Below are 24523 nucleotides of genomic sequence, written 5' to 3'. Positions count from 1 at the left end.
ATCGTTGACGGTCGTACATACCGCGACATACCCTGAGCGAGTGCGTATCGCGGTGTTAGGCGGCGGCCCGGCGGGGCTCTACTTCGCCACGCTGGCGAAACAGCTCCATCCCGATCACGAGATCACCGTCTGGGAGCGCAACGCGCCCGACGACACCTTCGGGTTCGGGGTGGTGTTCTCCGACGAGACCCTCGGCGGGATCGAGCACGCCGATCCGGTGATCCACGCGGCCATGCGGCGCGAGTTCGCGCGCTGGGACGACATCGACGTCCACTTCCGCGACACGGTGCACACCTCCGGCGGGCACGGGTTCGCCGCGATGAGCCGGAAACGGCTGCTCGGCCTCCTCCAGGAACGCTGCGCGGAACTCGGCGTGGACGTGCGATTCCGCACCGAGGCGCCGAGCGCGGCCGAGGCGAGCGCCGGGTACGACCTGGTCGTCGCGGCGGACGGCGTCAACTCGCCGACCCGCGCCGCCCTCGCCGAGAGCTTCCGGCCTAGCACGCAGACCCGCCGCTGCAAGTACATCTGGCTCGGCACGGACCTGGTGTTCGACGCCTTCAAGTTCCACGTCCTCGAAACACCGCACGGGATCATGCAGATCCACGGCTACCCGTACAGCGAAACGGCGAGCACGTTCATCCTCGAACTGCACGAGGACGTCTGGCAGCGCGCGTTCGGCGAGATCGCCGCCACCTCGCTCGCGCCTGGCGAGAGCGACGAGAAGTCCATCGAGGTCATCCGCGAGCTGTGCGCGGACGTCCTCGGCGGCCACCAGGTGTTCGCCAACAACTCGAAGTGGACCGCGTTCGCCACCGTGCGCTGCGCGAGCTGGCGGCACGAGAACGTCGTCCTGCTCGGCGACGCCGCGCACACCGCGCACTTCTCCATCGGCTCCGGCACGAAACTCGCCATGGAGGACGCGCTCGCGCTCGCCGCCTGCCTGCACGAACAGTCCGATATGGACAGTGCGCTGGAGGCCTACGAAGCAGAGCGCCGCCCCGTCGTCACCTCGACCCAGCGCGCCGCCCAGGCGAGCCTGGAATGGTTCGAGAACATGGGCCAGTACACCCATCAGGACCCGGCGCAGTTCGCGTTCAACATCCTCACCCGCAGCCGCCGCGTCACCTACGACAACCTCCGGCTGCGCGATCCCGAATTCACCGCGGAACTGGACGGCTGGCTGGCGTCCACTGTGGACGGTGAGGTCCGGCCGCCGATGTTCCAGCCGTTCCGGATCGGGAACCTGGAGCTGCCGAACCGGGTCGTCGTCTCACCGATGGACATGTATTCCGCCGAGGACGGCGTCCCGACCGATTTCCACCTGGTGCACCTGGGAAGCAAGGCGCTCGGCGGTGCCGGGCTGGTGATGACGGAAATGGTCTGCGTCTCCGAGACCGGCCGGATCACCCCGGGCTGTGGCGGCTTGTACACCCCGGCGCAGGAACAGGCCTGGGCCAGGGTCACCGACTTCGTCCACGGCCACACCCCCGCGCGGATCGGTGTCCAGCTCGGCCATTCCGGGCGCAAGGGCTCGACGAAACTCATGTGGGACGGCATCGACCAGCCGCTGCCAGAGGGCAACTGGGAGATCTGCGGCCCGTCCGCGATCCCGTACGGCGAGGCGAATCAGACCCCGCGCGAGCTCACGGTCCCCGAACTGGCCGAGATCCGAGAGCAGTTCGCGGAAGCCGCCCGCGCCGCCGCGCGTGCCGGGTTCGACCTCCTCGAACTCCATTGCGCGCACGGCTATCTGCTGTCGTCGTTCCTGTCCCCGCTGACCAACCGGCGCACCGACTCCTACGGCGGTTCGCCGGAGAACCGGCTGCGTTTCCCGCTCGAAGTCTTCGACGCCGTCCGCGCCGCGTGGCCCGCGGACCGGCCGATGACGGTCCGCGTCTCCGCGACCGACTGGTACGACGGCGGGATCGACGTCGACGATGCCGTCGAGATCGCCCGCGCGTTCGCCGAGCACGGCGCGGACGGCATCGACGTCTCGACCGGCCAGGTCGTCAGCGAGGAGAAACCCGAGTACGGCCGTAGCTACCAGACGCCGTACGCCGACCGGATCCGCAACGAGATCGGGCGCGAGTACGGGGTCGCGGTGATCGCCGTCGGAGCGATCTCCTCCTACGACGACGTCAACTCGCTGATCCTGGCCGGCCGCGCGGATCTGTGCGCGCTCGGCCGGACCCACCTTTACGATCCACAGTGGACACTGCACGCGGCGGCCGAACAGGGTTATCCGATGCCGTGGCCGAAGCAGTACGCGGCGGGCAGCCGGAAGCCGCAGGGCGGCCGCACCGACGGGCCGAAACCACGGCTGGAACTGCTGCGTTCGGGGGAACCCGGCACCGCGCACGCCCGCTGGCGACCTGGGAGCGACCGATGACAGCCTTCGCACTGAGCCCGGAACAGCAGGCCTTCGCCACCCAGGTCCGGCGGCTGGGCGCCGAAAAACTCCGGCCACTGGCCGAATCCGGCACCGAGGGCGCGGTGAACCGGCCGCTGCTCAAGGAAATGGGCGCGCTCGGCCTGCTCGCCCGGCTGTTCCCCGGCGTCGACGGCGGCAGCCCGAGCCGGGAGGCCGCCGCGACGGATCTCTGCATCCTGCGGGAAGCGCTCGCGAGTCAGAGCACCGAAGCCGAGACGGCGTTGGCGCTACAGGGGCTTGGCACGTATCCGGTCCTGCAATCCGGGCAGGATTCCCAGGTCTCGAAGTGGGTCCCCGCCGTGGCCGCGGGCGACGCCGTCGCCGCTTTCGCGCTCACCGAACCGAACGCGGGCTCGGACGCGGCGGCGCTGGAACTGTCCGCCGAGCCCGACGGCGACGGCTGGCGCCTCACCGGCGAGAAGATGTGGATCTCCAACGCCCCCGAGGCCGACTTCTACAGCGTTTTCGCCCGCACCACCCCGGAAGCGGGCTCGCGCGGCGTCTCCGCGTTCGTCGTCCCCGCCGACCGCGCCGGGCTCTCCGGCGAGCACCTGGACCTGGTCAGCCCGCATCCGATCGGCACCCTCGTGTTCGACGGCGTCCGGGTCGAGCGGGAAGAACTGCTCGGCGAGCAGGACCGCGGCTTCGGCGTCGCCATGCGGACGCTGGACCTGTTCCGGCCGAGCGTCGGCGCGTTCGCCGTCGGGATGGCGCAGGCCGCGCTCGACGCCGCGGTCGCCCACTCGCAGTCCCGGATCGCGTTCGGCGGACCGTTGCTGCGGCAACAGACCGTGGCACACACCCTCGCCGAAATGGCGACCCGCACCGAGGCCTCGCGCCTGCTCGTCTACGCCGCGGCCGCCGCCTACGACGCGGGCGAGCGGAACCTCGCCGGCCGTGCCGCGATGGCGAAACTGTTCGCCACCGAGACGGCCCAGTACGTCGTCGACTCGGCCGTGCAGATCCACGGCGCGCGGGCGCTGCGGCGCGGGCACCTGCTCGAACACCTCTACCGCGAGGTCCGGGCGCCGCGGATCTACGAAGGCGCGTCCGAAGTGCAGCGGACGATCATCGCCCGTTCGCTGACTTCTTGACCCGTTCGACGATGTCGCGGTAGGCCAGTCCGCTCTGCTTGATCGTGCGCGCCTGCGTCTCACGGTCCACCCGCACCAGGCCGAGCCGTTTGGCGTAACCGTAGGCCCATTCGAAACTGTCCAAAAAGGACCCGGCGAAGTAGCCGCGGACGTCGGCGCCCGCCCGGCGCGCGGCAGCGGTGGCTGCGATGTGCGCGGAGAGATACGCGGCGCGGTCGTCGTCGCGGACGAAGCCGGTCTCGTCGGGGACGTCGGCGAACGCGGCGCCGTTTTCGGTGACGTAAAGCGGCAAACCGGGATAGTCCCGGCTGATCCGGACGAGCAGTTCGGTGAGCTTGTGCGGCAGGATCTCCCACCCCAGCACCGTCGACGGCGCCCCGAACGGGACCTTGCGGAACGCCGGCATCCCGAAGTGCTCCACCGCGTCCCCGTTCTCCTCCACCCCGGAGTACCGCGTCCCGAAGTAGTAGTCGACGCCGAGGAAGTCGAGCGGAGCGGCGATGATCGACGGGTCCCACGGCTCGGACGGCAGGCGGATGCCCTGCCGCGCGAGGGTTTCGAGGACGTCCTCCGGGTATCGGCCGTGTACGAGCGCGTCGAGGTAGAACCGCGTCCCGAGCCCGTCTTCGAACCGGGCGGCCTCGCGATCGGCCTCGCTGGGGGTCGCCGGGTCGGCGGTGCTCAGGTTGAGCGTGATGCCGAATTTCGTCCCGGGCGGCGCGAGTTCCCGCATCCGCCGCACGGCGAGGCCGTGGCCGAGCAGCAGGTGATGCGCCGCCGCCATCCCCGCCTTCGGGTCCCGGCGGCCGGGCGCCATCACCCCGTGGACGTAGCCGTGCATGGCCGTGCACCACGGCTCGCTCAGCGTGGTCCAGTGGCGGACACGGTCGCTCAACCGCTCGAACACGAGCATCGCGTAATCGGCGAAACGGACGGCCGTGTCGCGCGCGGGCCAGCCACCGGCGTCTTCGAGGTGCTGCGGCAGATCCCAGTGGTACAGCGTCAGCCACGGATCGATGCCGTTGTTGAGCAGCTCGTCGACCAGCCTGTCGTAGAAGGCGATCCCGGCGGGATTGACGCCGCCGCGACCGCGCGGCTGCACCCGGGACCAGGACACGGAGAACCGGTAGGTGTCGACGCCGAGTTCCTTGACCAGCGCGACGTCGGCGGGCATCCGGTGGTAGTGGTCGCAGGCGACTTCGGCGGTGTCACCGTTGTCGATCGACCACGGCGATCGGGCGTAGGTGTCCCAAATGGACGGTGTTCTTCCGTCTTCGGCGACCGCGCCTTCGATCTGGTGCGCCGAGCTGCCGACACCCCAGCGGAAGTCCGGCGGCAGGGTGCCGATGAGCTCGCCCTCCCCCGTCATGACACCCCTCCTTCCCGGCTCGCCCGCCTTATTTCACCAGTTAATACATGGCGGAGGCTAAGGTCGTGGGGCATCCTGGAAAGGTCCGCCGCCATAAGATGGGTATCCGCATGCCTGCCAAGCGCACCACCGTCCGTGACCTGCGGCGGCACAACCGTTCCCTCCTGCTGTCGAAACTCTACTTCGACGGCCCGCTCAGCCGCCACGAATTGAGCGGTCTGACCGGCTTGAGCGCCGCGACGGTCAGCAACGTGACCGCCGAACTCGGCGAAGAACGCCTCATCACCGAAGCCGGGCTGGTCGAGTCCGACGGCGGCAGGCCTCGTGTCCTGCTCCGCGTCGATCCGGCGTACGGCCACGTCGCGGGCGTCGACATCGGCGAGACCGGGGTGAAGGTCGAACTGTTCGACCTCGCCATGAACCGGCTCGCCACCGTCGAACACCCGCTCGCCTCCCCGCGGCCGGACGCGGCCGCCGCCGTCACCCAGGTGGCGTCCGGGATCCGGGAAGTGATCACCGAATCCGGGATCGACGAAGCGACCGTGCTCGGCGTCGGCGTCGGCGTTCCCGGCACCGTCCAGCAGGGCTCCGGCGAAAAGGGCGAGGCGCCGCGCGTGCACGCGCCCACCATCGGCTGGAAAGAGGTCCCGCTGACCGATCTCCTGCGCGCGCAAGGGGTCGAGCTGCCGTTGGTCGTCGACAACGGCGCGAAAACCCAGGGCCAGGGGGAAATGTGGTTCGGCGCCGGTCGCGGCGCGCGGCACGCGGTGATCGTCCTGATCGGGTCCGGGGTCGGCGCGGCCGTGGTCACCGACGGCACCACCTACCGGGGCTCCACCAGCAGCGCGGGCGAATGGGGCCACACCACGATCGTCTACGGCGGGCAGGAATGCCGCTGCGGATCGCGCGGCTGCCTGGAGTCCTACGTCGGCGCTGAGGGCGTCCTCGCCCGCTATCGCAAGGCGCGCGGGGGAAAGACCGCCCCGGATGAGGACGAACAGACACAGTTCGCCGACCTGCTGGAGTCGGCGGGCAAGTCGAAGGCCGCGGCCAAGGTGCTGGAGGAGACGGCGGGCTACCTCGGCGCCGGGATCGGCAACCTGATCAACCTGTTCGACCCGGAGCGGATCGTGCTCGGCGGCTGGGCCGGGCTCGCGCTCGGCGAGAAGTACCTGCCGGAGATCCGGCGCGTGGCCGGCGAGCACGCGCTCGCGCACGTGTTCGACCAGACCGAGATCGAACTCGGGCAGCTCGGGCCGGACGCCGTCGCCATAGGAGCCGCCACCCTCCCGGTCGCCGCCCTGCTGGACCAGGGCGCGGATCCGCGAACGGCCGGATCGAAACGCGGGTCGGCCGCCTGAGCCTTAATTCGAAGTCGAAAAATACGTCTTGTCGCAGTGGTAGAGACCATGCATACTTTGTTGTCAGGCACAACAAAGTGGTTCTGCCAGCGCTTTCCGTTCTCTCGCGCGCCACCCCGCGCGGGGTCCCCAACGGTCAGAGAGGCGACAACGATGTCCATCTCTTCACGTTTTCGCTGGGCGGCGCTCCTCGCCGCCGGCGTCCTCCTCGGCTCACTTCCGGCCACGGCGCAGGCCCCGGCCTCCGAGGCCGCGGTCATGGCCGCGACGTTCACCGACGACTTCAACGGTCCCGCCGGCGCCGGGATCGACACCTCGAAGTGGCACTTCGAGACCGGTGACAACGTGAACAACCACGAGCGGCAGTGGTACACGTCCGGGACGAACAACGCGGCGCTCGACGGCCAGGGCAACCTCGTCATCACCGCGAAGAAGGAGAATCCGGGCAACTACAACTGCTGGTACGGGCGCTGCGAGTACACCTCGGCCCGGCTGTCCACGCAGGGCCAGTTCACCCAGACCTACGGCCGGTTCGAAGCGCGGATGAAACTGCCGCGCGGACAAGGGATGTGGCCCGCGTTCTGGATGCTCGGCGCCGACATCGGCAACGTCGGCTGGCCCAACAGCGGCGAGATCGACATCATGGAGAACGTCGGCTTCGAGCCGAACACGGTGCACGGCACCATCCACGGCCCCGGGTACTCCGGCGCGGGCGGTATCGGCGCGGGCTACAACGGCCCGAACTTCTCCGACGACTTCCACACCTACGCCGTCGACTGGGCGCCGAACCAGATCAAGTGGTACGTCGACGGGAATCTTTACCAGACACGGACTCCCGCCGACCTCAACGGCAACCGCTGGGTCTTCGACCACCCCTTCTACCTGATCCTGAACCTCGCCGTCGGCGGCTACTGGCCGGGCGACCCGAACTCCGGCACGGTGTTCCCGCAGCGCCTAGTCGTCGACTATGTGCACGTCAACTCGAGCAACACGGCGGGGAACACCGGGCGGATCACCGGCATCGGCGGCAAATGCGTCGACGTCGCGGCCGCGAACAGCGCCGACGGCACCCCGATCCAGATCACCGACTGCAACGGCAACGCCGCGCAGAACTGGACCGTCGGGAGCGACGGCACGATCCGCGCGCTCGGCAAGTGCCTCGACGTCTCGGGCGGCGGGACGGCGGACGGCACGGCCGTGCAACTGTGGGGCTGCAACGGATCCGGCGCGCAGAAGTGGGCGATCAGCGGCGCGCGCGACATCGTGAACCCGCAGGCGAACAAGTGTCTCGACGCCACCGGCAACAGCTCGGCGAACGGGACCAGACTCCAGATCTGGACCTGCGGAGGTGGCGCGAACCAGAAGTGGACGACCCCGTGAGAACGCGTTTCGTCCTCTGAACGCGTTTCGGTGCGTTCGGCGTAGGCCTCGACGAGCTGGTTTTCGGCATCGGCGAGGTACTGCGCCAGCAGCTTCTCGGCGCCCATGCCGTCGCCGGCCTCGATGCGCTCGAGGATCTCCGCGTTGCGCTTGAGATACGGCTCGTGGAAGCGCCGCGGGTCGGCCATCATGTGGAACACCAGCCGCAGCTCGGCGAGGATGCCGCGCATCAGCTCGTCGATCCGCTCGCTTTCGCTGAGTTCCGCGAGAGCCGAGTGGAACCGGATGTTCGCGGTGCCCAGGTCCTGCCAGCGCTCACTCCGCTCCGCGAGCCTGCCGTCTTCGACCAGGCGTGCGAGCTTCGCGAACGACGGCGGCTTCTCCGTCACCGCCCGCACCGCCGAGCACTCGACGACCTTGCGCACCTTGTAGAGGTCGACGACGTCCTCGATCGACAGCATCCGCACGAAGACGCCGCGGTTGAGCTCGTGGGTCAGCAGCCGTTCGTGCGTGAGCAGCCGGAACGCCTCGCGCAGCGTGTTGCGGGAGACGCCGAGCGCCGAGCCGATGTCGTGTTCCGACAACCGCACCCCGGGCAGGAAGAACCCCTCCGCGATGCGCGTGCGGAGGACGCCCGCGACCCGCTCGGCGGTGCTGGTGCGGCTGATCATGTCCCGGTCCGCTTCGAGTCCTCGCACCGGCCCAGGACCACCCTCCGCAATCGTCACGTGACCGATCCTACCTACGAACAAGAGGGCAAGCCAGGGATCCTCTTGTGGAATTGTTGAACAATACCTACAGTGCTGTATCTGGCTTCTCATGTGACCCATGCCACGATGAGATTCACTTCCTGGAGGCGCCGATGAACGCGACAGCCACTACCGAAGAAGACACACGCCCCTTCGCCTGGTTCCGCACGCTCGGTTCGCGAGGCCGACGGGCCTTCGTCGGCGCGTTCGGCGGGTACGGGCTCGACTCGTTCGACTACCAGACCTTGCCGCTGGGTCTGGCCGCGATCACCGCCTACTACGGCCTTTCCGGTGGTGAAGCGGGCCTGCTCGGCACGACGACGCTGGTGGTCTCGGCGATCGGCGGCATCGGCGCGGGCGTCCTGGCCGACCGCATCGGCCGCGTGCGCACCCTCCAGATCACCATCGCGATGTACACGGTCTTCACCGTGCTCTGCGGGTTCGCGCCGAACTTCGAGACGCTCCTGATCTTCCGCGCCTTGCAGGGTCTCGGTTTCGGTGGCGAGTGGGCCGCCGGCGCCGCGCTGGTGGCGGAGTACTCGCAGGCGAAGTACCGCGGCCGCACTGTCGCCTTCGTGCAGAGCGCGTGGGCTGTCGGCTGGGCACTGTCGGTCGTCGTCTACACGGTGGTGTTCAGCCTGTTCAGCCCGGACATCGCGTGGCGCGTCATGTTCTGGACCGGCGTCATCCCCGCGCTGCTGGTGCTGTGGGTCCGCCGCAACGTCCAGGACGCGCCCGTCGCGCAAGCGGCACGGGCCACCAAGAAGGAACGCGGTTCGCTGGCGGGCATCTTCAAGCCGGATCTGCTGCGCACGACGTTCTTCGCCGCGCTGCTCGCCACCGGCGTCCAGGGTGGCTACTACACGCTCGCGACCTGGCTGCCGAGCTACCTCAAGACCACTCGCGGCCTCACCGTCATCGGGACCGGCGGCTACCTCGCGTTCCTGATCTCGGGCGCCTTCATCGGCTACATCACCGGCGGCTATCTCACGGACATCTTGGGCCGCAAGAAAACCTTCCTGTTGTTCTCGGTGCTGTCCGCCGGACTCATCGTCGCCTACACGCAGATCCCGGCGGGCGCGAACACGCTCGTGCTGTTCCTCGGCTTCCCGCTCGGGTTCTCGATGTCCGCGATCTTCAGCGGGTTCGGCGCGTTCCTCGCCGAGCTGTACCCGTCGGCGCTGCGCGGAACCGGGCAGGGCTTCACCTACAACCTCGGCCGGGCCATCGGCGCGACCTTCCCCGCCGTGGTCGGTTTCCTCGGCGCGGGCGGCGCGATGGTGTTCGGCGCGGTCGGTTACGGCATCGCCGCGCTGGCGCTGCTCGGCCTGCCCGAGACTCGCGGCCGCGAACTTCTGTGACGACAATCGGAGGAGGAGGCACCGCGATGACCACTTTCGACGAACCGGCGACGTTGTCCCCCGCCGAGGCCCGCGCCCTGTTCCGCACGGGCACGGCCCGCCCGACCACCGGCTGGGCGAACGGCTTCACCCAGACCAACCTGATCGCCGTCCCCGAAGCCTGGGCCTACGACGTCCTGCTGTTCTGCCAGCGGAACCCGCAGCCCTGCCCGGTGCTCGACGTCAGCGATCCCGGCGACCCGTCGACAGCGCTGGCGCCCGGCGCGGACCTGCGCACCGACCTGCCGCGCTACCGCGTCTGGCAGAACGGCGCGCTGTCCGGCGAGGTCCCGGACGCGAGCGGGTTGTGGCGCAGCGACATGGTCGCGTTCTCGATCGGGTGCAGCTTCACCTTCGAAGCGGCGCTGGCCGCGGAAGGCATCCCGCTGCGGCACGTCGACCAGGGCCGCAACGTGGCGATGTACGTGACGAATCGCGAATGCGTCCCGGCCGGGCGGCTGCACGGGCCGATGGTGGTCTCGATGCGGCAGATCCCCGAATGCCGCATCGACGACGCCGTGCGCGTCACCCGCGGGATGCCCGCCGTGCACGGCGCTCCCGTGCACATCGGCGACCCCGCCGCGCTCGGCATCACCGATCTCGGCAAGCCCGATTTCGGGGACCCGGTCGACGCGAAACCCGGTGACATACCGGTGTTCTGGGCGTGCGGCGTGACCCCGCAGGCGGCGCTGATGGCCTCGCGGCCCCCGTTCGCGATCACGCACGCGCCGGGCTACATGTTCGTGACCGACAAACTCGACAGTGAGTTCAGGGTGGCCTGATGGACCTCAACAGTGACCTCGGTGAAGGTTTCGGCGCCTGGAAAATGGGCGACGACGACGCCATGCTCGACATCGTCACCAGCGCGAACGTCGCTTGCGGCTTCCACGCCGGTGACCCGTCGGTGATGCGGCGGGTCACCGAACGCGCGGCGGCACGGGGGGTCGTCATCGGCGCCCACGTCGCCTACCGCGATCTGGCCGGCTTCGGGCGGCGGGCGATGGACGTCGCCCCCGCCGACCTCGCCGACGACGTGCTCTACCAGATCGGCGCGCTCGACGCGTTCGCCCGCGCGGCGGGCTCGCGGGTGCGGTACGTCAAACCGCACGGGGCGTTGTACAACACGGCCGCGGTGGATCCGGAGCAGGCGGGCGCGGTGGTCGAGGCGATCCGGCGGTTCCATCCCGGGCTCGCACTGCTGTGCCCGCCGGGGTCGGAGATGGCCGGGCAAGCCGAAAAGGCCGGTTTGCCCGCGTACGCCGAGGCTTTCGCGGACCGCGCGTACACGCCGGAAGGCCTTCTGGTCTCCCGGAAACTGCCGGGCGCCGTCCTCCACGACGCCGACGAGGTGGCCGAAAGGGCGGTCGCGATGGCGGCCACCGGCAAGGTCGTCGCCGTCGACGGAACAGAGTTGGCTCTTCGGCCGCATTCGCTCTGCGTCCACGGCGACACGCCCGGCGCGGTCGAACTGGCGCGACGGATCCGCGCGGGGCTCGGCGCGTCCGGTGTCCACATCGGATCCTTCCTGGAGGCCGCGTGACGCGGGTGCTGCCCTACGGGGCGCGGGCGGCCATGGTCGACTTCGACGACCCGTCGGAGGTGCTCGGCCTGCACGCGTCCCTGGAACAAGACCCGCCGGACGGCGTCGTCGAGCTGGTCCCGGCCGCGCGGACCCTGCTCATCCGATTCGACCCGGGCCGGACCCACCACGACCGGCTCGCCTGCGACGTCCTCGACCGGTCCACAGTGGACGTCGCACCGCGCGAGGCCGCCGAGATCGTCGTACCGGTGCGCTACGACGGCCCGGACCTGGCCGACGTCGCGGCGGCCACCGGCATGTCGGCCGAAGCCGTCGTCCGGCGCCACGAGGACGGGACGTACGTGTCGGCGTTCTGCGGTTTCGCCCCGGGTTTCGCCTACCTGACCGGACTCGACCCCGCCTTGCACCTGCCGCGCCGGACGAGCCCGCGCACCCGGGTGCCCGCCGGTTCGGTCGCGATCGCGGGCGAGTACACGGCGGTGTACCCGAACGCTTCACCCGGCGGCTGGCAGCTGATCGGGCGGACGACGCTGCCGGTGTGGGACGTCGAACGGGAACCGCCGGACCTGCTGGCGCCGGGTACGCGGATCCGGTTCACTTCATGACCGCGAAGATCGAAGTGGTCCGGCCCGGGGTCTTCGCCACCGTGCAGGATCTCGGCCGGCCCGGTCTGGCCGCGATCGGCGTCGGCCGGTCCGGTGCCGCCGATCGCGGTTCGCTGCGGCTGGCGAACCGGCTGGTCGGGAACCCCGAAGGCCACGCCGCCCTGGAATGCGTGCTGGGCGGCCTCGTCCTGCGGTTCTCGGCCCCCGCGACCGTCGCCGTCACCGGTGCGCCGTGCTCCATCACCGTCGGGACGCGGGCCGCCGGCCCCGACTCACCGATCGCGGTGGGCCCGGGTGACGAACTCGTCCTCGGCATGGCCGCTCAAGGTTTGCGGTGCTATGTCGCGGTGCGTGGCGGCATCGACGTCCCTCCCGTGCTCGGTGCCCGGGCGACGGACACCCTCGGCAAACTCGGTCCGCCCGCGCTCTCGGCGGGGATGACCTTGCCGGTCGGGCAAGACGTGCTGGCCCATCCCGGCGTGGATCTCGCTCCTCGCGCCCCGCTGCCGGACGTGCCGACTCTGCGGGTCACTCACGGTCCTCGGGTTCCTTGGTTCGTTCCAGGCGCACTGTCCACTTTGGTCTCCTCCGGTTACGTCGCCACCGCCGATGTCGATCGGGTGGGCGTACGCCTTTCGGGTGCGGCGCTTTCGCGGGCGCGGGACGGCGAGTTGCCACCCGAGGCCGCCGTGCCGGGCGCTTTGCAGGTTCCTCCTTCGGGGCAGCCGATCCTGTTCCTCGCCGACCATCCGGTGACCGGGGGCTATCCGGTGATCGCGGTGGTCGAGGAAGCGGATCTGGATCTGGCCGCTCAGGTGCGGCCGGGGCAACGGGTGCGGTTCCGGCTCGCTTGACGGCGTAAGCAGTCGGCGGTTTCACCTGGTTGTCGCAAATAGTGCTTTGTCGAGTGCTTGTGCTGGTGTGAGCAGGCCGAGCGTAGGGCGTGGTCGGGTGTTGAGGCGTAGGGCGATCGCGTCGCAGTGGGTTTGGGTGAGGTGGCGCAGGTCTGAGCTTTTGGGCCAGTACTGGCGTAGTAGGCCGTTGGTGTTCTCGTTGCTGACGCGTTCCGCGTCCTGGGTAAGACCTTGATCCAGACCATTCCGGATCTTTTCCCGCTCCTCACGCGTCAACCGGCGTCCTGGCATGACGATCTCCCTATCAGCCGCCACTACTTGCACCAACCGATTGAAACCGCCGTCGACTACTTGCGGGAACGGTCGGCCTATGTCCTGAGGTGCATCGTGTTGCGTCTCGGTTCCCCGGTGGGGTCGAGGTAGGCGGGGGCGGTGAATTCGGGGAGTCCGTCTTGGGCGATCTGGACTTTCCATTCGCTGTGGTGGATCAGCCGGTGGTGTTTGGCGCAGAGCAGGACGAGGTTATCGATTTTCGTTTCGCCGTGGTGCCGCCAGAAAACGATGTGGTGCGCGGTGCAGCGGGGTACGGGCATGTCGCAGCCCGGGAAGGCGCAGCCGCCGTCGCGGATCGTCAACGCATACTTCTGTGCTAACGACACTGTCCGTTTGGATCGGCCGATGTCGAGTGGTTCGCCTGCGGTGCCGAGAACACCCGGCCTCACGCGGGCATCACACGCCAGAATCCGGGCGTCGGTCGCGCTGATCGGACCGACCAGATCCAGGTGAGCTTCGCCGAGATCGTTGATCAGGTCCTCATACGACATGGTCACCAGGATGTGGGTGGCCTCCCCGGCCTGACCGGGCAGGTTCCGGCTGGTCGTCTTCAACCGCACATAGTCGGTGAAAGCATCCCCGTAGCGTTCATCCTGGGTGCGGGAATCCCGGACCCCGTCGATCGCCTTGTGCGGCTTGGCCATCGGGTCGAGGTCGGACTTCAACCGCGCGTAGGTTTCCAGGTCAAGGGTGGCTTTCAAACCGAGCGTCCCGTCGCGGTGTTTGACGAACCGCAACTCCGGCCGCACATCCCTCGGGTCCTCATCGCGCGGCTCTTTCCCATCAGGATCGAACTTGTCTAGCAAACGCCGCCCGGCCCGGGCGATCGCACGAGGACCGGCACGGCGGGCCAGATCGACCAGGATCTTCTCCCCACCCCGCACCTCCTCCTCCGGCACACTCGACGGGATCCGCGCCAGAGTGCGGATGATCGCGTCGATCTGCGAACCACCGACCGCACCCTCCGCAGCGGCCTCGGCGGTCAATGGTGCCAACGGAGGCTCCGGATCCCCGCCGATCGACGGACCGGGATACAACGCCAGCACCCGATCCGCACGATCCCTGGCTTCCTTGTCCGACACCAGGAAATCCTCGAAAATCATCGCCGCCAACGTCGAATGACCAGAACACCCACGAACACCGCGAGCATTGATCTCCGCCAGGATCGCGTTCTGCTCCGCATCCACCCGACGCTTCAGAACTTCCAACTCCTGCTTACGGGCATGCAACGCAGCCGTGTCGACACGCCACCACTCGGTGCGCGTCGTCTCGGGTCTCTCGCTGCCGGCCACGAAATCAATGATACTCCGATTCGAACACCTGTGCTATCAAATGGCATGGTGACCGTTCAAGTTTATTTGATATTTGTTACCAGCCAAGGGTTTCCGGTGATGGCGTCACAGAGTCGGGCGTGGGCGCCGGCCGCCTGAGATCCACAGATGGCGATGCCCCGGAATCGCGGCAGGATCCCGAATTCGTCCATCGCTTCAGTGTCGCGAAGCTTCTGGGTGAAGTACGCGGTGAGGGTTGGGGTGCGGCCACCAGGTCTTGACCCCGACCCGGATGCCGCTCTCGTCGAAGTGTGCCAATAGATGGATAGACCCCGCCTTTAGTCCGCTGGATGCGGGCGCGCCGGCAGCTGTCCGGTCTGATTGTCACTGCTGCCAGGGTGCAGTCGGTGTCCCAATGTGGCATTGGGGACATTGATCGTCCCCAATGCCACATTGGAGACACCGACTACATGTTGGAGACACCGGCCGGGTGGATGCTTGCGCGTGCCCCGTCCCTCTCCGCGGGCTCCCGCGACTCGCGTGCTCAGACCCGTAACTCACGTGATCAAAGCCGTGACTCGCGTGATCACCGGGGCCCCAGGTATGAGAAAAGGGCCGAGGGCATAAAAGAACTCTCGGTTCTCGCACAAATAGACCGGCAGGCTGAACCGCCGAAACGCAGCCTGGTCGGACGCCAACCAAGGGCGGGCCTCACGCGTCTTACGACTGTGATCAACGACAGAGAGCTCTCCTGGGACGGATGTGTCAACGGCCGGGATCTCGGCGGCCTCGGGCGGGTCAAGCCGCGCGCGGTGGTCCGGATGGAGGCACCGACGCGGTTGAGCGAGGCCGGTTGGGCGGCGGCTTGGGCGCATGGGGTCCGCACCGTGATCGATCTGCGCGACCCCGACGAGCGCGAGCCGGACCACGCGCCGAGACCGGCGGGGATCACGACCGTCAATGTCCCGTTGGACCCGGTCGGCACACCGTTTTACGAACGGTGGAAGAAGATCGACGGCTTGGGCTCACCGCTGCACTACCCGGCGATGCTGGCCGAACACCCCGAGCCGCTGATCACTGCCGCGAGGGCGATCGCCGACGCCGCGCCGGGGTGCGTGGTGTTCCACTGCGCCGGCGGCAAGGACCGGACCGGGCTACTGGCCCTGGTGCTGCTCACGTTGGCCGAAGCGCCGCTGGAAGAGATCATCGCCGACTACCTGCTGACCTACGACCGGATGAAGCAGTGGTACGACGAACGCGGTTTCCGAGACCAACTGGCCGCCGTGACCGAACTTCTCGCGGCCCGCGACACCACCATCGAAGCGTCGCTGACCTCGACGATCACCTCGTTGACGATGCCTGAGTTCCTTCTCGGCAACGGCCTGTCCGACGCCGAATTGTCCGCCCTGCGCGCCCGCTTGACCGGCTGACAGAACCTCAAAGACCCGAAACCCGCAGAGTGATGTTCAACCGCCCCGCCAACCCCAGCCCGGGATCAGCGGTCCCCGGCAACACCCGCGGCACCCCGTGGAAAGCCAGCCGCGACTGGCCGCCGAACACGAACAGATCCCCCGACCGCAGATCCACGTCCGTGTAAGGCCGCCCGCGATCCGACGTGTTCCCGAACCGGAAGACGCACGCGTCCCCCAGGCTCAGCGAGACGACGGGCTCCAGCGAGGCCTCGTCCTTGTCCTGGTGCATCCCCATCTTCGCGGCGGAGTCGTAGAAGTTCACCAGCGCGATGTCCGGCGCGTAAACCGAAGAAGGCCCGTAGGCGGAAGCGACGGCCCGCTGACCGAGATCGCCCAACCACGAAGGAAACGGGAGCACCGGCGAGCCGTCTTCGGTCACCTTCGAGTACCGGTACGGGTGCCAGTGCCAGCCGAGGCAGACCGTCCGCACCGACATGACACCGCCGTTCGGCAGCCGCGTCTGCCGATAGCCACGCCAACCGCGGCAGGCTTCGACCAGACGGCGTTGCTCGTCGAGGTCGAGCCAGTCGGGCACATGCACGGCACCGGGCGCGACTTCGGCGCGCGGGCGAGGGATCAGCGCGTCCACGGGTCGAGTTTGCCAGGGCGCGCGCCGATGATCCGGTGGCCCCGCACCAGGACACCGGCCACGGCGAACCGTCGCAGCACCCGCTGGACGAGACGCGGGCGAGACGGGGCATCCCTGACTGTCACAGCGAAGAAACCTTCCACAACCAGACGCGAGAAACCACCTTTCGGATTAGTCCGATCGGCGGGTTGACCGCAACGCGTGCACCCGGTTACCGCGCGAATTCGACCACCGTCACCCCGGCTTGAGCCGGTACAGGGTCGTTCATCGCCGCGAGCACCGCGGGGACGTCGTCGAGGCCGACCCGCTTGCCGATCATGGCCTCCAAGTCGATTCCCGCCGTCTCCACCACCCGCAGCATCTCGGGGTACTCGTGCGCTTGCAGTCCGTGGATGCCGACGATCTCCAGTTCCCCGCCGATCACCCGGTGCATCGGGATCGGCGCGATGCCCTGCGCGGGCGGCATCAGCCCGGCCTGGACATGCCGTCCGCGCTTCCGGAGGCTGCCGATCGAGGCCGCGCAGGTGCTCGGCGAGCCGAGACAGTCGAGGGACACGTGCGCGCCGCCGCCGGTCAGCTCCCGGACCTGAAGAGCGACGGCCTCGTGGCCTTCGAACCCGGACGGATCGACGGCCGACACCGCCCCCATCCGCGAGGCCAGGGCCCTGGCCCGCGGCGACGGATCGACCGCGACGACAGAAGCACCGGCCGCGACGGCCAGCAGGATCGCCGAGACGCCGACACCGCCACAGCCGTAGACCGCGACCCACTGACCGGGCCGGACCCCGCCTTGGCGCAGCACCGCCCGGAACGCCGTCCCGAACCGGCAGCCCAGCGCCGCCGCCTCGGCCGAGGACAGCGAGTCCGGCAGCGCCACGAGGTTGACCTCGGCGTTTTCGAGCGCGACGTACTCGGCGAACGAGCCCCAGTGGGTCGCGCCCGGCTGGAACTCGCGGTCGCAGATCTGCTGGTCACCGGCCGCGCACTGGGCACAGGTGCCGCAGGCGCAGACGAACGGCACCGTCACCCTGTCGCCCACCGACCAGCCGCGGACGCCCTCGCCGAGCGACGAGATCCGGCCGGCGAGTTCGTGCCCGGCGACGTGCGGCAGCTTCACCGACGTGTCGTGGCCCTGCCAGGAGTGCCAGTCGCTGCGGCACACCCCGGTCGCCTCGACGGCGATCACCACCCCGCCCGGCGGTGCGGACGGATCCGGCACCTCGCGTACCTCGGGCAGCACCCCGAACTCCTCGAAGACGACCGCCCGCAACCCTCGCTCCTCTACGTTCCCGTGTCCCGGCCCCGCTGCGTCACCAGACCCTCGCCGGGCACCGTACACCGGGCCGCACGTCCGCGTGGCGGCCCGAGAAGCCGGGACAGGGACTCCGGCGGCACCCCGAGGATCTCTTCGAGATTCTTGAGCACCAGCAGGGATTCCGGCCGTTCGGGACGGCAGCGGCCGGACTGCCAATGGCTCAGCGTCGCGAGACTGACCGAGCACCCCCGCCCTCGCAGCCGGTACCGGATCCGGTCGAGACCGAGACCCCTCGCCCTGATCGCGGCTCTGAGGGCGTCCGCGAACGGCCCGGTCTCCAGCAGCCGCCTGAGTTCACGTCCTTCCGCCACCCCCCGGTCGATGGTGTGTGTCCGCTGACCGGTCATTGTCATCGCCTTCGCACGCTCGCTTAGCCACCCGGAATAGCGCAGCCTAGGCGTGGGGACACATGATCGGAAGGGCCTTAGATCACCTATCCGCACGGCATGTGGGTGACGTCCACGGAATCCGAATTATGCAGAGACGTAGGGAAAATTCCCACCGCGAGCGCCGCCCGATAAGCGTCCACAGTGGACACCGGGGTCAGCGCAGCGCGACCGAAAGCGCCTGCGCGATCTCCTTGCCGATCGCGTGCGTCGCCGCGTCCGGCGGCGAGCCGACCTTGACCACCATCGGACCGCCGAACGGCTGGCGCTCGACGACCTCGATCCGCTCGCCGAGGCCGATCGAATGCTCGGTCAGGTAGCGCAGGAGTTCCGGGTCGGTGTCCCAGACCCGGACGATCTCGCCGACCGCGCCGGGCGGGAGGTCGTCGAGGATGCGCATCGGCATCTCCTCGACGCTGCCGTCGGGGGCGGGGATCGGGTCGCCGTGCGGGTCGCGGACCGGGTTGCCGAGTTTCGCCGCGATCCGTTCGACGAGCCTATCCGACACCGCGTGTTCGAGCGCGTCGGCTTCGGCGTGCACCTCGTCCCAGGTGTAGCCGAGTTCGGACACCAGGTACGTCTCGATCAGCCGGTGACGGCGGAGCACCGAACGGGCGAGCTGCCTGCCTTCGGTGGTCAGTTCGATCCCGCGGTACGGGACGTGCGCGACCAGCCCCAGCTGCGACAGCTTGGTGACCATGCCGGACGCCGAGGACGGGCTGACCTCCAGCCGTCCGGCCAGCGACGTGTTGGTGACGGCCTCGCCGCGTTCCACCAGCCCGTAGATCACCCGGACGTAGTCCTCCACCGACGACGACCTGCGGTTCGCCCCTTCACCCATGGGTGCGAGTTTACGGCTTGCCGCTTGGCCGCGGCTCACCCAGCGTGCGGTCGCCAGCGGTACCGGATCCAGCCGGGGACGGGGTCGGCGCCGAGCTGGGCGTAGAACGCCTCGCCCTTCTCGTTGCCCTCCTGCATGTCCCATTCGACCCGGCCCGGGGTCCGCGCGCTCAGTTCGTCGAGCAGCTCCCGGCCGAGGCCGAAGCGCCGGTGGTCCGGGCGGACGAAGAGGTCGTCGAGCCAGATCCCCGGCCGGGCCTCCCAGGTGGAGAAGTTCCAGCTGCAGAAGGCGAAGCCCGCGACCTCGCCCGGTTCGTCCGGGGGTGTGGCGAGCAGCACCCACGCCTTCGGATCGGGTCCGAAGAGGAATCCGGCCATCTCCCGGCGGTCCAGCTTCAGATCGTGTTTGTCCTCGTAGACCGCGTGCTCCTCGATGAGCGCGCAGATCTCCTCGATGTCGCCCGCGACGGCGTCCCGTACCGGCATCAGTCTCAGCTCCGTTCGTAGACGAGGTCGCCGCCGACGGCGGTGGCGACGACGTGGATCGAATCCAAAGTGGACTCGTCGGTCGGGTCGGCCGAGAGGACGGCGAAGTCGGCGAGCTTGCCGATCTCCAGCGTGCCCAGGTCCTTCTCGGCGAAAGCGGCGTACGCGGAGCCGTAGGTGTACGCGCGCAAGGCTTCGAACGGCGTGAGCCGCTCATCGGGACCCAGCAGGACACCTGAGGCGGTCTTCCGCCGCACCATGTCGGCCAGCGCGAGCAGCGGCGCGCCTTCGACGACCGGGCGGTCCGAGCTGGCGGGGAGCACGCATCCCGCGTCGAGCAGGCTCTTGAGCCGGTAGCACCACGGTTCGCGCTCGGGGCCGAGCGCGGCGCGCATCCCGTCGCCGATCTCGTTGACGAACCGGCCCTGCGGCGACGCGATCAGCCCCAGCGACGCCAGCCGCTCCAGCTCCTCGGGCCGCAGCACCGCGCAGTGCTCGATGCGGTGCCGGTGATCGGGCCGCGGGTCGGCCTTCAGCGCGGCTTCGTAGGCGTCGAGGACGACGGTGATCGCTCGGTCGCCGATGGCGTGCGTCGCGATCTGCCAGCCGGCCTGGTGCGCGGCGGCGATCGTCCGCGCGATCTCGTCCTCGGGCACCTGGAAGTAGCCGACATTGTCCGGCTCACCGGCGAACGGCTCGTGCATCGCGCAGGTCCTGCCGATCAGCGAACCGTCGGCGAACAGCTTCATCGCGCCGATCCGCAGCCATTCGTCGCCGAAGCCGGTGCGCATCCCCAGGTCCAGACCGAAGCCCGCACCGGCGTCGAGGTCGTGGAGCACGCTCGCCGCGACCATCACCGTGCTCCGCACCCGAAGCACCCCGCGATCGCGCGCGACCTGGTACGCGGCCAGTTCGGCGGGGGTCTCCCCCACCAGACCCCCGCCGATCCCGGCCTCCTGGACGCTCGTGATGCCCTCGGACAGGTAGCGCTCGCTCGCCCTGTCCAGCCCGCGGACGACCCGCTCGACCGGCGTCGGATAGGTCAGCGGCCGCAGCAGGAGCTGGGCCTGCTCCCGCAGCAGGCCGGTCGGCGAACCGTCCTCGTCGCGGACGACGTCACCGCCCACCGGCACGTTTCCCAGGTCCAGCCGCTCCAAGACGGCGGAGTTGACCACGGTCATGTGCCCGGACGTGTGCTTGAGCCGCACCGGGTGCCCGGGGGCGGCGCGATCGAGCCCCTGTCTCGTCGGATGGCCGCCCACGAGCTTGTTCTGGTCGTAGCCGCTGCCGATGATCCACTCACCCGGCGGGGTCTCGGCGGCGCGCCGCGCGACGGCGTCGTACACCTCGTCGACGCTGCGGCAATCCGACAGCGCGACATCGTCGAGCGCCATGCCGAACCAGGCCATGTGGTTGTGCGCGTCGTGGAAGCCGGGCACCACCACCGAGCCGCCGAGGTCCACGCGTCGCTTTGCGGAAAGCGTCGCCGTGTCATGACCTAAAGCGACGATTCGTCCGTTCAAAGCCGCAAGCGCTACGAATTCACCGGCTCCAGTGAGGAACCGGGCGTTCTCGTAAACCGTGTCGACCCGCATGGATTCGACCCTATCGATCGATCGATCGGTCGTCTAGGCTCGGCGTCATGAGCACCGTGGACTACGCACTCGACGACGGCATCTGCGTGATCTGGCTGAACCGCCCCGAACGACTGAACGCGGTGGTCGCCGAACTGGTCGACGACCTGTTGGAGGCGCTCGACGCGGCCGCCAAGTCGGACGCGCGGGCCGTCGTGCTCGCTGGCCGGGGACGCGCTTTCTGCGCGGGTCACGACCTGAAGGAGCCCACCCCTGAGGGTGATTCACGCCCGCGACTCGACCGGTTACAGGACGTGACGCGTCGCCTTCGCGGCCTCCGCCAGCCCGTCATCGCCGCTGTCCACGGCTACGCGATCGGCGCGGGCGCCGAGTTCGCGATGGGCTGCGACCTGATCCTCGCCGCGGACGACGCGGTGTTCGCCTTCCCCGAGGTCTCGCTCGGGCTGAGCGTCACGGGCGCGGCGTCGCGGCTGCTGCCGCTGCTGGTCGGCCCGCTGAAGGCCAAGGAGCTCCTGCTGCTGGGTGAACGCGTGAGCGGCGCCGAGGCGTACGAACTCGGCCTGGTCAACGCCGCCCTGCCCGTCGACGACCTGATGGACACCGCGCTCGCCTGGGCGGCCAAGATCGCCTCCCACCCGGCGGCCGCGGCCACGATGGCCAAACGCGCCCTCGATTCCGGCATCGACAGCTCGCTCGACGCCGCGCTCGAACTGGAGGTCAGCCACGCGCTGATCACCGAGCACTCCGCCGAGGTCGCCGCGTCGGCCGAGGCTTTCCGGAGCCGGACATGACCTCGCTCGCCGGGATCGACACCCTCCTCGGGCTGACCACCAGGGCCGCCACGCTCTGGCCGGACAAGACGGCGTGGATCTTCGACTCCACCGATGAGAGCTTCACCTTCGCCGAGGTCGACGCGCGCAGCACCGAATTCGCCCGCGCGCTGCTGGACCTCGGTGTCCAGCCGGGCGACAGGGTCGCGGTGATGCTGCGCAACCAGCCCGAATTCCCGTTGCTGTGGCTGGCGCTGGCCAAGATCGGCGGAGTACTCGTCCCGGTCAACACCGGATACCGTGAATTCGACGGCGCCCACGTGCTCCGGCATTCCGGCGCCAGGTTCGCCGTCGCCGCCGAAGAATTCCTGGAATTGCTGAACAGGATCGCGCCGGAAACCTCGCTGGAACGCGTACTCACCCCCGGCGAGCTCACCGATCCCGGCGGCGCCGCGGCTTTCGGGACCGAAGGCGAACGCCCGGTCAACATCCAGTACACCTCCGGCACCACGGGCGCCCCCAAGGGCTGCGTACTGCCGAACCGGTATTGGACGACACTGGCGATCAGCCTGGCCACGTACTTCCCCGCCGTCGGCACGGACGACGTCATCCTGACCGCGCAACCGTTCCACTACATCGATCCACAGTGGAACGTCGCGCTGGGGCTCGCGGGCGGCGCGACGCTGGTGGTGCTCGACCGCTTCCACCCGTCCACGTTCTGGGAGAAGATCCGCGAGCACGGCGTCACCTGGTTCTATTGCCTCGGCCTGATGCCCACGCTTCTGCTGCGCCAGCCGGAAAGCGAACTGGACAAGGCACATCAGGTCCGCGCGATCTGCGCGTCGGCCATCCCGCGTGACCTGCACGCCGCGCTCGAAGCGCGCTGGGGCGCGCCCTGGTACGAGGCCTTCGGCATGACCGAGACCGGCGGCGACATCCGGATGTACCCGGCGGATCACGAGGAAACCGTCGGCACCGGCTGCCTCGGCAGGCCCGCGCCGACGCGCGAGGTGATGATCGCGGACGCGGACGGCAAACCGCTGCCGCGCGGGGAAACCGGCGAACTGCTGATCCGCGGGGTCGGCCTGATGCACGGCTACCACGACGACGTCGAGGCGACCGCGCGCGCGTTCGACGGCGGCTGGTTCCACACCGGCGATCTGGCCACAATGGACGGCCAGGGCCGGGTGTACTACGTGGGCCGCACCAAGGACATGATCCGCCGCAGCGGCGAGAACATCTCCGCCGACGAGGTCGAGCGGGCGTTGCAGCTGCATCCGGCGGTCAAGCTCGCCGCCGTCGTCGCGGTGCCGGACGAGATCCGCGGCGAGGAGGTCAAGGCGTACCTGGTCCTCGAAGAAAACGAGGGACACCACAGCGAACCGGCCGAACTGGCGGAGTTCTGCGCGGCGAAACTGGCCTACTTCAAGATCCCCCGGTTCTGGGCCTTCGCCGAGGAACTGCCGATGACACCGTCGGAACGGGTCGCCAAGGGCGAGCTGAAGAAGACGGAAGACCTCCGCGCCGGATCTTGGGACAGGACCACCGGATCATGGCTGTGAGTACTCGCGAGCGGGTCCGGCAGGCGGCGGTGAAACTGTTCGCCGCCAAAGGTTTCCACGGCACCGGCATCCGGGACCTGGCACAGGAGGCGGAGCTTTCGTCCGCCAGTCTTTACCACTACATGGGCACCAAAGAGGATCTGCTGGTCGCCATCATGAACGAGTCGCTGCGGCGGCTGCTCGACGCGGCCGAGCTGGCGACCGCCGGGCTCACCGATCCCGTGTCCCGGCTCGGATCCCTGGTGGCCCTGCACGTCCTCGCGCACGCCATCCAGCCGGACGACACCCGTGTGGTGGACAACGAGGTCCACGCCCTCACCCCCGGCGCCAGGGCCGGCGTGGTGGGGCTGCGTGACGCCTACGAAAGGCTGTGGGCGGACGCCATCGAAGACGGTGTCGCGGCCGGCGTCTTCCACACCGATCAGCCTTCGGTCACCAGGCTCGCACTGGTGGAGATGTGCAGCGGGGTCGCGCGCTGGTATTCGCCGAGCGGACCGCTCACCCTTGATCAGCTGGCCTCGCATTACGCGGAACTGGCGCTGCGCGCGCTCGCCTGTGAACGTCATCTCGACGTCACCGCGTTGCAAAACTGCCGTGAAGTGGTCTCGGGAGTGTGGCGAGTGCCCGTTTAACGGCGACTCATACCCCGTACGCCTTGCTCAGACGGCTTGTCTGGGGGACGCTCGAAGGGTGACTGAGCAAACGATCCAACTCGAACTGGACGACTCGGGTCTCTCGCCGGCGTTGCCGGTGCCTTCGAACCCCCGTGATCAGGTGCAGGACGTCCCCTACCGCCCGGTGGGCTTCCGCGACGACGACCTGCCCACGGCCCTCGAACGGTGCGCGACATGGCTACGCCAGGCTCAGGAGTGGCTCGGGGAACCGGTCGATGTGCTGGCCGTCCATCTCGACTATGACGACCGCAAGGGTTCGCCCTACTACGACGTGAAGCTTCTCTGCAACGAGGAGGACCTGGCCGGGGTCCCGATCGCGATGCGGAACCAGAAGGACGACTAGCGCCGACGCAATGAAGGGGGCGTTAATAGCGGAAATTTGGGTGTAATGGCCCTTAATTTCGGATGGGGTGCTCAGGCGGGGGGAGCCCCGGGTGGCGCCGC

The 24523-nt window shown here is 68.9% G+C and carries 23 protein-coding genes and 2 pseudogenes; 14 read left to right on the top strand and 11 right to left on the bottom strand.

Annotation, left to right across the window (positions count from 1 at the left end):
• The first annotated feature begins 40 nt into the window (after positions 1-40).
• Together ACFWMR_RS14645 and ACFWMR_RS14640 are read left to right on the top strand one after the other, a co-directional pair.
• Positions 41-2392, top strand: coding sequence for a bifunctional salicylyl-CoA 5-hydroxylase/oxidoreductase (locus ACFWMR_RS14645; protein ID WP_378378693.1), 2352 nt, complete (start codon positions 41-43; stop codon positions 2390-2392).
• Entirely contained in the window at positions 2389-3528 is a 1140-nt protein-coding gene (locus tag ACFWMR_RS14640) for an acyl-CoA dehydrogenase family protein (protein WP_378378692.1), read from the top strand. The genes ACFWMR_RS14645 and ACFWMR_RS14640 overlap by 4 nt, the downstream gene beginning before the upstream one ends.
• On the opposite strand, the gene ACFWMR_RS14635 is transcribed toward ACFWMR_RS14640, so the two are convergent.
• A complete protein-coding gene (locus ACFWMR_RS14635; RefSeq protein ID WP_378378691.1) occupies positions 3503-4897 on the bottom strand; it encodes a GH1 family beta-glucosidase in 1395 nt (464 codons plus the stop codon). The genes ACFWMR_RS14640 and ACFWMR_RS14635 overlap by 26 nt on opposite strands.
• Before the next feature lie 98 nt (positions 4898-4995).
• Here ACFWMR_RS14635 and ACFWMR_RS14630 point away from each other — a divergent pair, with 98 nt between their 5' ends.
• Positions 4996-6258: an ROK family protein gene (locus ACFWMR_RS14630; protein WP_378378690.1), complete on the top strand. Its 1263-nt coding sequence runs from the start codon at positions 4996-4998 to the stop codon at positions 6256-6258.
• Positions 6259-6411: 153 nt separating this feature from the next.
• Complete coding sequence (locus tag ACFWMR_RS14625; protein WP_378378689.1) at positions 6412-7638, top strand: family 16 glycosylhydrolase; 1227 nt, start codon at positions 6412-6414, stop codon at positions 7636-7638.
• Positions 7639-7664: 26 nt separating this feature from the next.
• On the opposite strand, the pseudogene ACFWMR_RS14620 reads toward ACFWMR_RS14625, so the two are convergent.
• Positions 7665-8309: pseudogene (locus ACFWMR_RS14620) on the bottom strand (GntR family transcriptional regulator); the annotation flags it as partial.
• 191 nt (positions 8310-8500) lie between these two features.
• Here ACFWMR_RS14620 and ACFWMR_RS14615 point away from each other — a divergent pair.
• The 5 genes from ACFWMR_RS14615 to ACFWMR_RS14595 are packed head-to-tail and all read left to right on the top strand — an operon-like array spanning position 8501 to position 12786.
• Positions 8501-9748, top strand: a complete 1248-nt coding sequence (locus ACFWMR_RS14615) for an MFS transporter (RefSeq protein ID WP_378378688.1) — start codon at positions 8501-8503, stop codon at positions 9746-9748.
• A gap of 26 nt (positions 9749-9774) precedes the next feature.
• A complete protein-coding gene (locus ACFWMR_RS14610; protein ID WP_378378687.1) occupies positions 9775-10569 on the top strand; it encodes a putative hydro-lyase in 795 nt (264 codons plus the stop codon).
• Positions 10569-11327, top strand: coding sequence for a LamB/YcsF family protein (locus tag ACFWMR_RS14605; protein WP_378378686.1), 759 nt, complete (start codon positions 10569-10571; stop codon positions 11325-11327). Before ACFWMR_RS14610 ends, ACFWMR_RS14605 begins: the two co-directional genes overlap by 1 nt.
• 32 nt (positions 11328-11359) lie before the next feature.
• A complete protein-coding gene (locus ACFWMR_RS14600; RefSeq protein ID WP_378378734.1) occupies positions 11360-11932 on the top strand; it encodes a 5-oxoprolinase subunit B family protein in 573 nt (190 codons plus the stop codon).
• Positions 11929-12786, top strand: coding sequence for a 5-oxoprolinase subunit C family protein (locus ACFWMR_RS14595; protein WP_378378685.1), 858 nt, complete (start codon positions 11929-11931; stop codon positions 12784-12786). The genes ACFWMR_RS14600 and ACFWMR_RS14595 overlap by 4 nt, the downstream gene beginning before the upstream one ends.
• 21 nt (positions 12787-12807) lie before the next feature.
• Here ACFWMR_RS14595 and ACFWMR_RS14590 read toward each other — a convergent pair.
• Positions 12808-12999: pseudogene (locus ACFWMR_RS14590) on the bottom strand (IS30 family transposase); the annotation flags it as partial.
• A gap of 155 nt (positions 13000-13154) precedes the next feature.
• On the bottom strand, positions 13155-14420 hold the full coding sequence (locus tag ACFWMR_RS14585; RefSeq protein ID WP_378378733.1) for an HNH endonuclease signature motif containing protein: 1266 nt from the start codon (positions 14418-14420) through the stop codon (positions 13155-13157).
• 698 nt (positions 14421-15118) lie between these two features.
• Between ACFWMR_RS14585 and ACFWMR_RS14580 the strand changes: the two genes are divergently transcribed.
• Positions 15119-15820 (top strand): tyrosine-protein phosphatase, encoded by a 702-nt coding sequence (locus ACFWMR_RS14580; protein WP_378378684.1) that lies wholly within the window; start codon positions 15119-15121, stop codon positions 15818-15820.
• Between the two features lie 7 nt (positions 15821-15827).
• On the opposite strand, the gene ACFWMR_RS14575 is transcribed toward ACFWMR_RS14580, so the two are convergent.
• The 7 genes from ACFWMR_RS14575 to ACFWMR_RS14545 form a co-directional block, all read right to left on the bottom strand.
• Complete coding sequence (locus ACFWMR_RS14575) at positions 15828-16451, bottom strand: alpha-ketoglutarate-dependent dioxygenase AlkB family protein (RefSeq protein WP_378278058.1); 624 nt, start codon at positions 16449-16451, stop codon at positions 15828-15830.
• Positions 16439-16576: a hypothetical protein gene (locus tag ACFWMR_RS14570; protein ID WP_167406037.1), complete on the bottom strand. Its 138-nt coding sequence runs from the start codon at positions 16574-16576 to the stop codon at positions 16439-16441. Before ACFWMR_RS14570 ends, ACFWMR_RS14575 begins: the two co-directional genes overlap by 13 nt.
• Positions 16577-16662: 86 nt before the next feature.
• The gene (locus ACFWMR_RS14565) at positions 16663-17721 is read right to left on the bottom strand and encodes a zinc-dependent alcohol dehydrogenase family protein (protein ID WP_378378683.1); all 1059 of its coding nucleotides are present in this window, start codon (positions 17719-17721) and stop codon (positions 16663-16665) included.
• Positions 17722-17732: 11 nt separating this feature from the next.
• Entirely contained in the window at positions 17733-18119 is a 387-nt protein-coding gene (locus ACFWMR_RS14560) for a hypothetical protein (RefSeq protein ID WP_005155949.1), read from the bottom strand.
• Between the two features lie 190 nt (positions 18120-18309).
• The gene (locus ACFWMR_RS14555) at positions 18310-18993 is read right to left on the bottom strand and encodes a metal-dependent transcriptional regulator (RefSeq protein ID WP_020631721.1); all 684 of its coding nucleotides are present in this window, start codon (positions 18991-18993) and stop codon (positions 18310-18312) included.
• A gap of 35 nt (positions 18994-19028) precedes the next feature.
• Entirely contained in the window at positions 19029-19478 is a 450-nt protein-coding gene (locus ACFWMR_RS14550; protein WP_378378682.1) for a GNAT family N-acetyltransferase, read from the bottom strand.
• Positions 19479-19483: 5 nt separating this feature from the next.
• Positions 19484-21073 (bottom strand): amidohydrolase, encoded by a 1590-nt coding sequence (locus ACFWMR_RS14545; protein WP_378378681.1) that lies wholly within the window; start codon positions 21071-21073, stop codon positions 19484-19486.
• Positions 21074-21120: 47 nt separating this feature from the next.
• Between ACFWMR_RS14545 and ACFWMR_RS14540 the strand changes: the two genes are divergently transcribed.
• Genes ACFWMR_RS14540 through ACFWMR_RS14525 form a run of 4 tightly spaced genes read left to right on the top strand, consistent with a single transcriptional unit; the run spans position 21121 to position 24422 of the window.
• Entirely contained in the window at positions 21121-21864 is a 744-nt protein-coding gene (locus tag ACFWMR_RS14540; RefSeq protein WP_093933176.1) for an enoyl-CoA hydratase/isomerase family protein, read from the top strand.
• Positions 21861-23405: an AMP-binding protein gene (locus ACFWMR_RS14535; protein WP_378378680.1), complete on the top strand. Its 1545-nt coding sequence runs from the start codon at positions 21861-21863 to the stop codon at positions 23403-23405. Before ACFWMR_RS14540 ends, ACFWMR_RS14535 begins: the two co-directional genes overlap by 4 nt.
• Positions 23396-24037, top strand: coding sequence for a TetR/AcrR family transcriptional regulator (locus tag ACFWMR_RS14530; RefSeq protein WP_093933178.1), 642 nt, complete (start codon positions 23396-23398; stop codon positions 24035-24037). Before ACFWMR_RS14535 ends, ACFWMR_RS14530 begins: the two co-directional genes overlap by 10 nt.
• Positions 24038-24095: 58 nt before the next feature.
• Entirely contained in the window at positions 24096-24422 is a 327-nt protein-coding gene (locus ACFWMR_RS14525; protein ID WP_038508013.1) for a hypothetical protein, read from the top strand.
• Positions 24423-24523: the final 101 nt, after the last annotated feature.

Source organism: Amycolatopsis thailandensis, from assembly GCF_042723255.1.
GTDB lineage: Bacteria > Actinomycetota > Actinomycetes > Mycobacteriales > Pseudonocardiaceae > Amycolatopsis > Amycolatopsis thailandensis.
The sequence above is the reverse complement of the archived record's forward strand: the minus strand, read 5'-3'. Positions and strand labels throughout refer to the sequence as shown.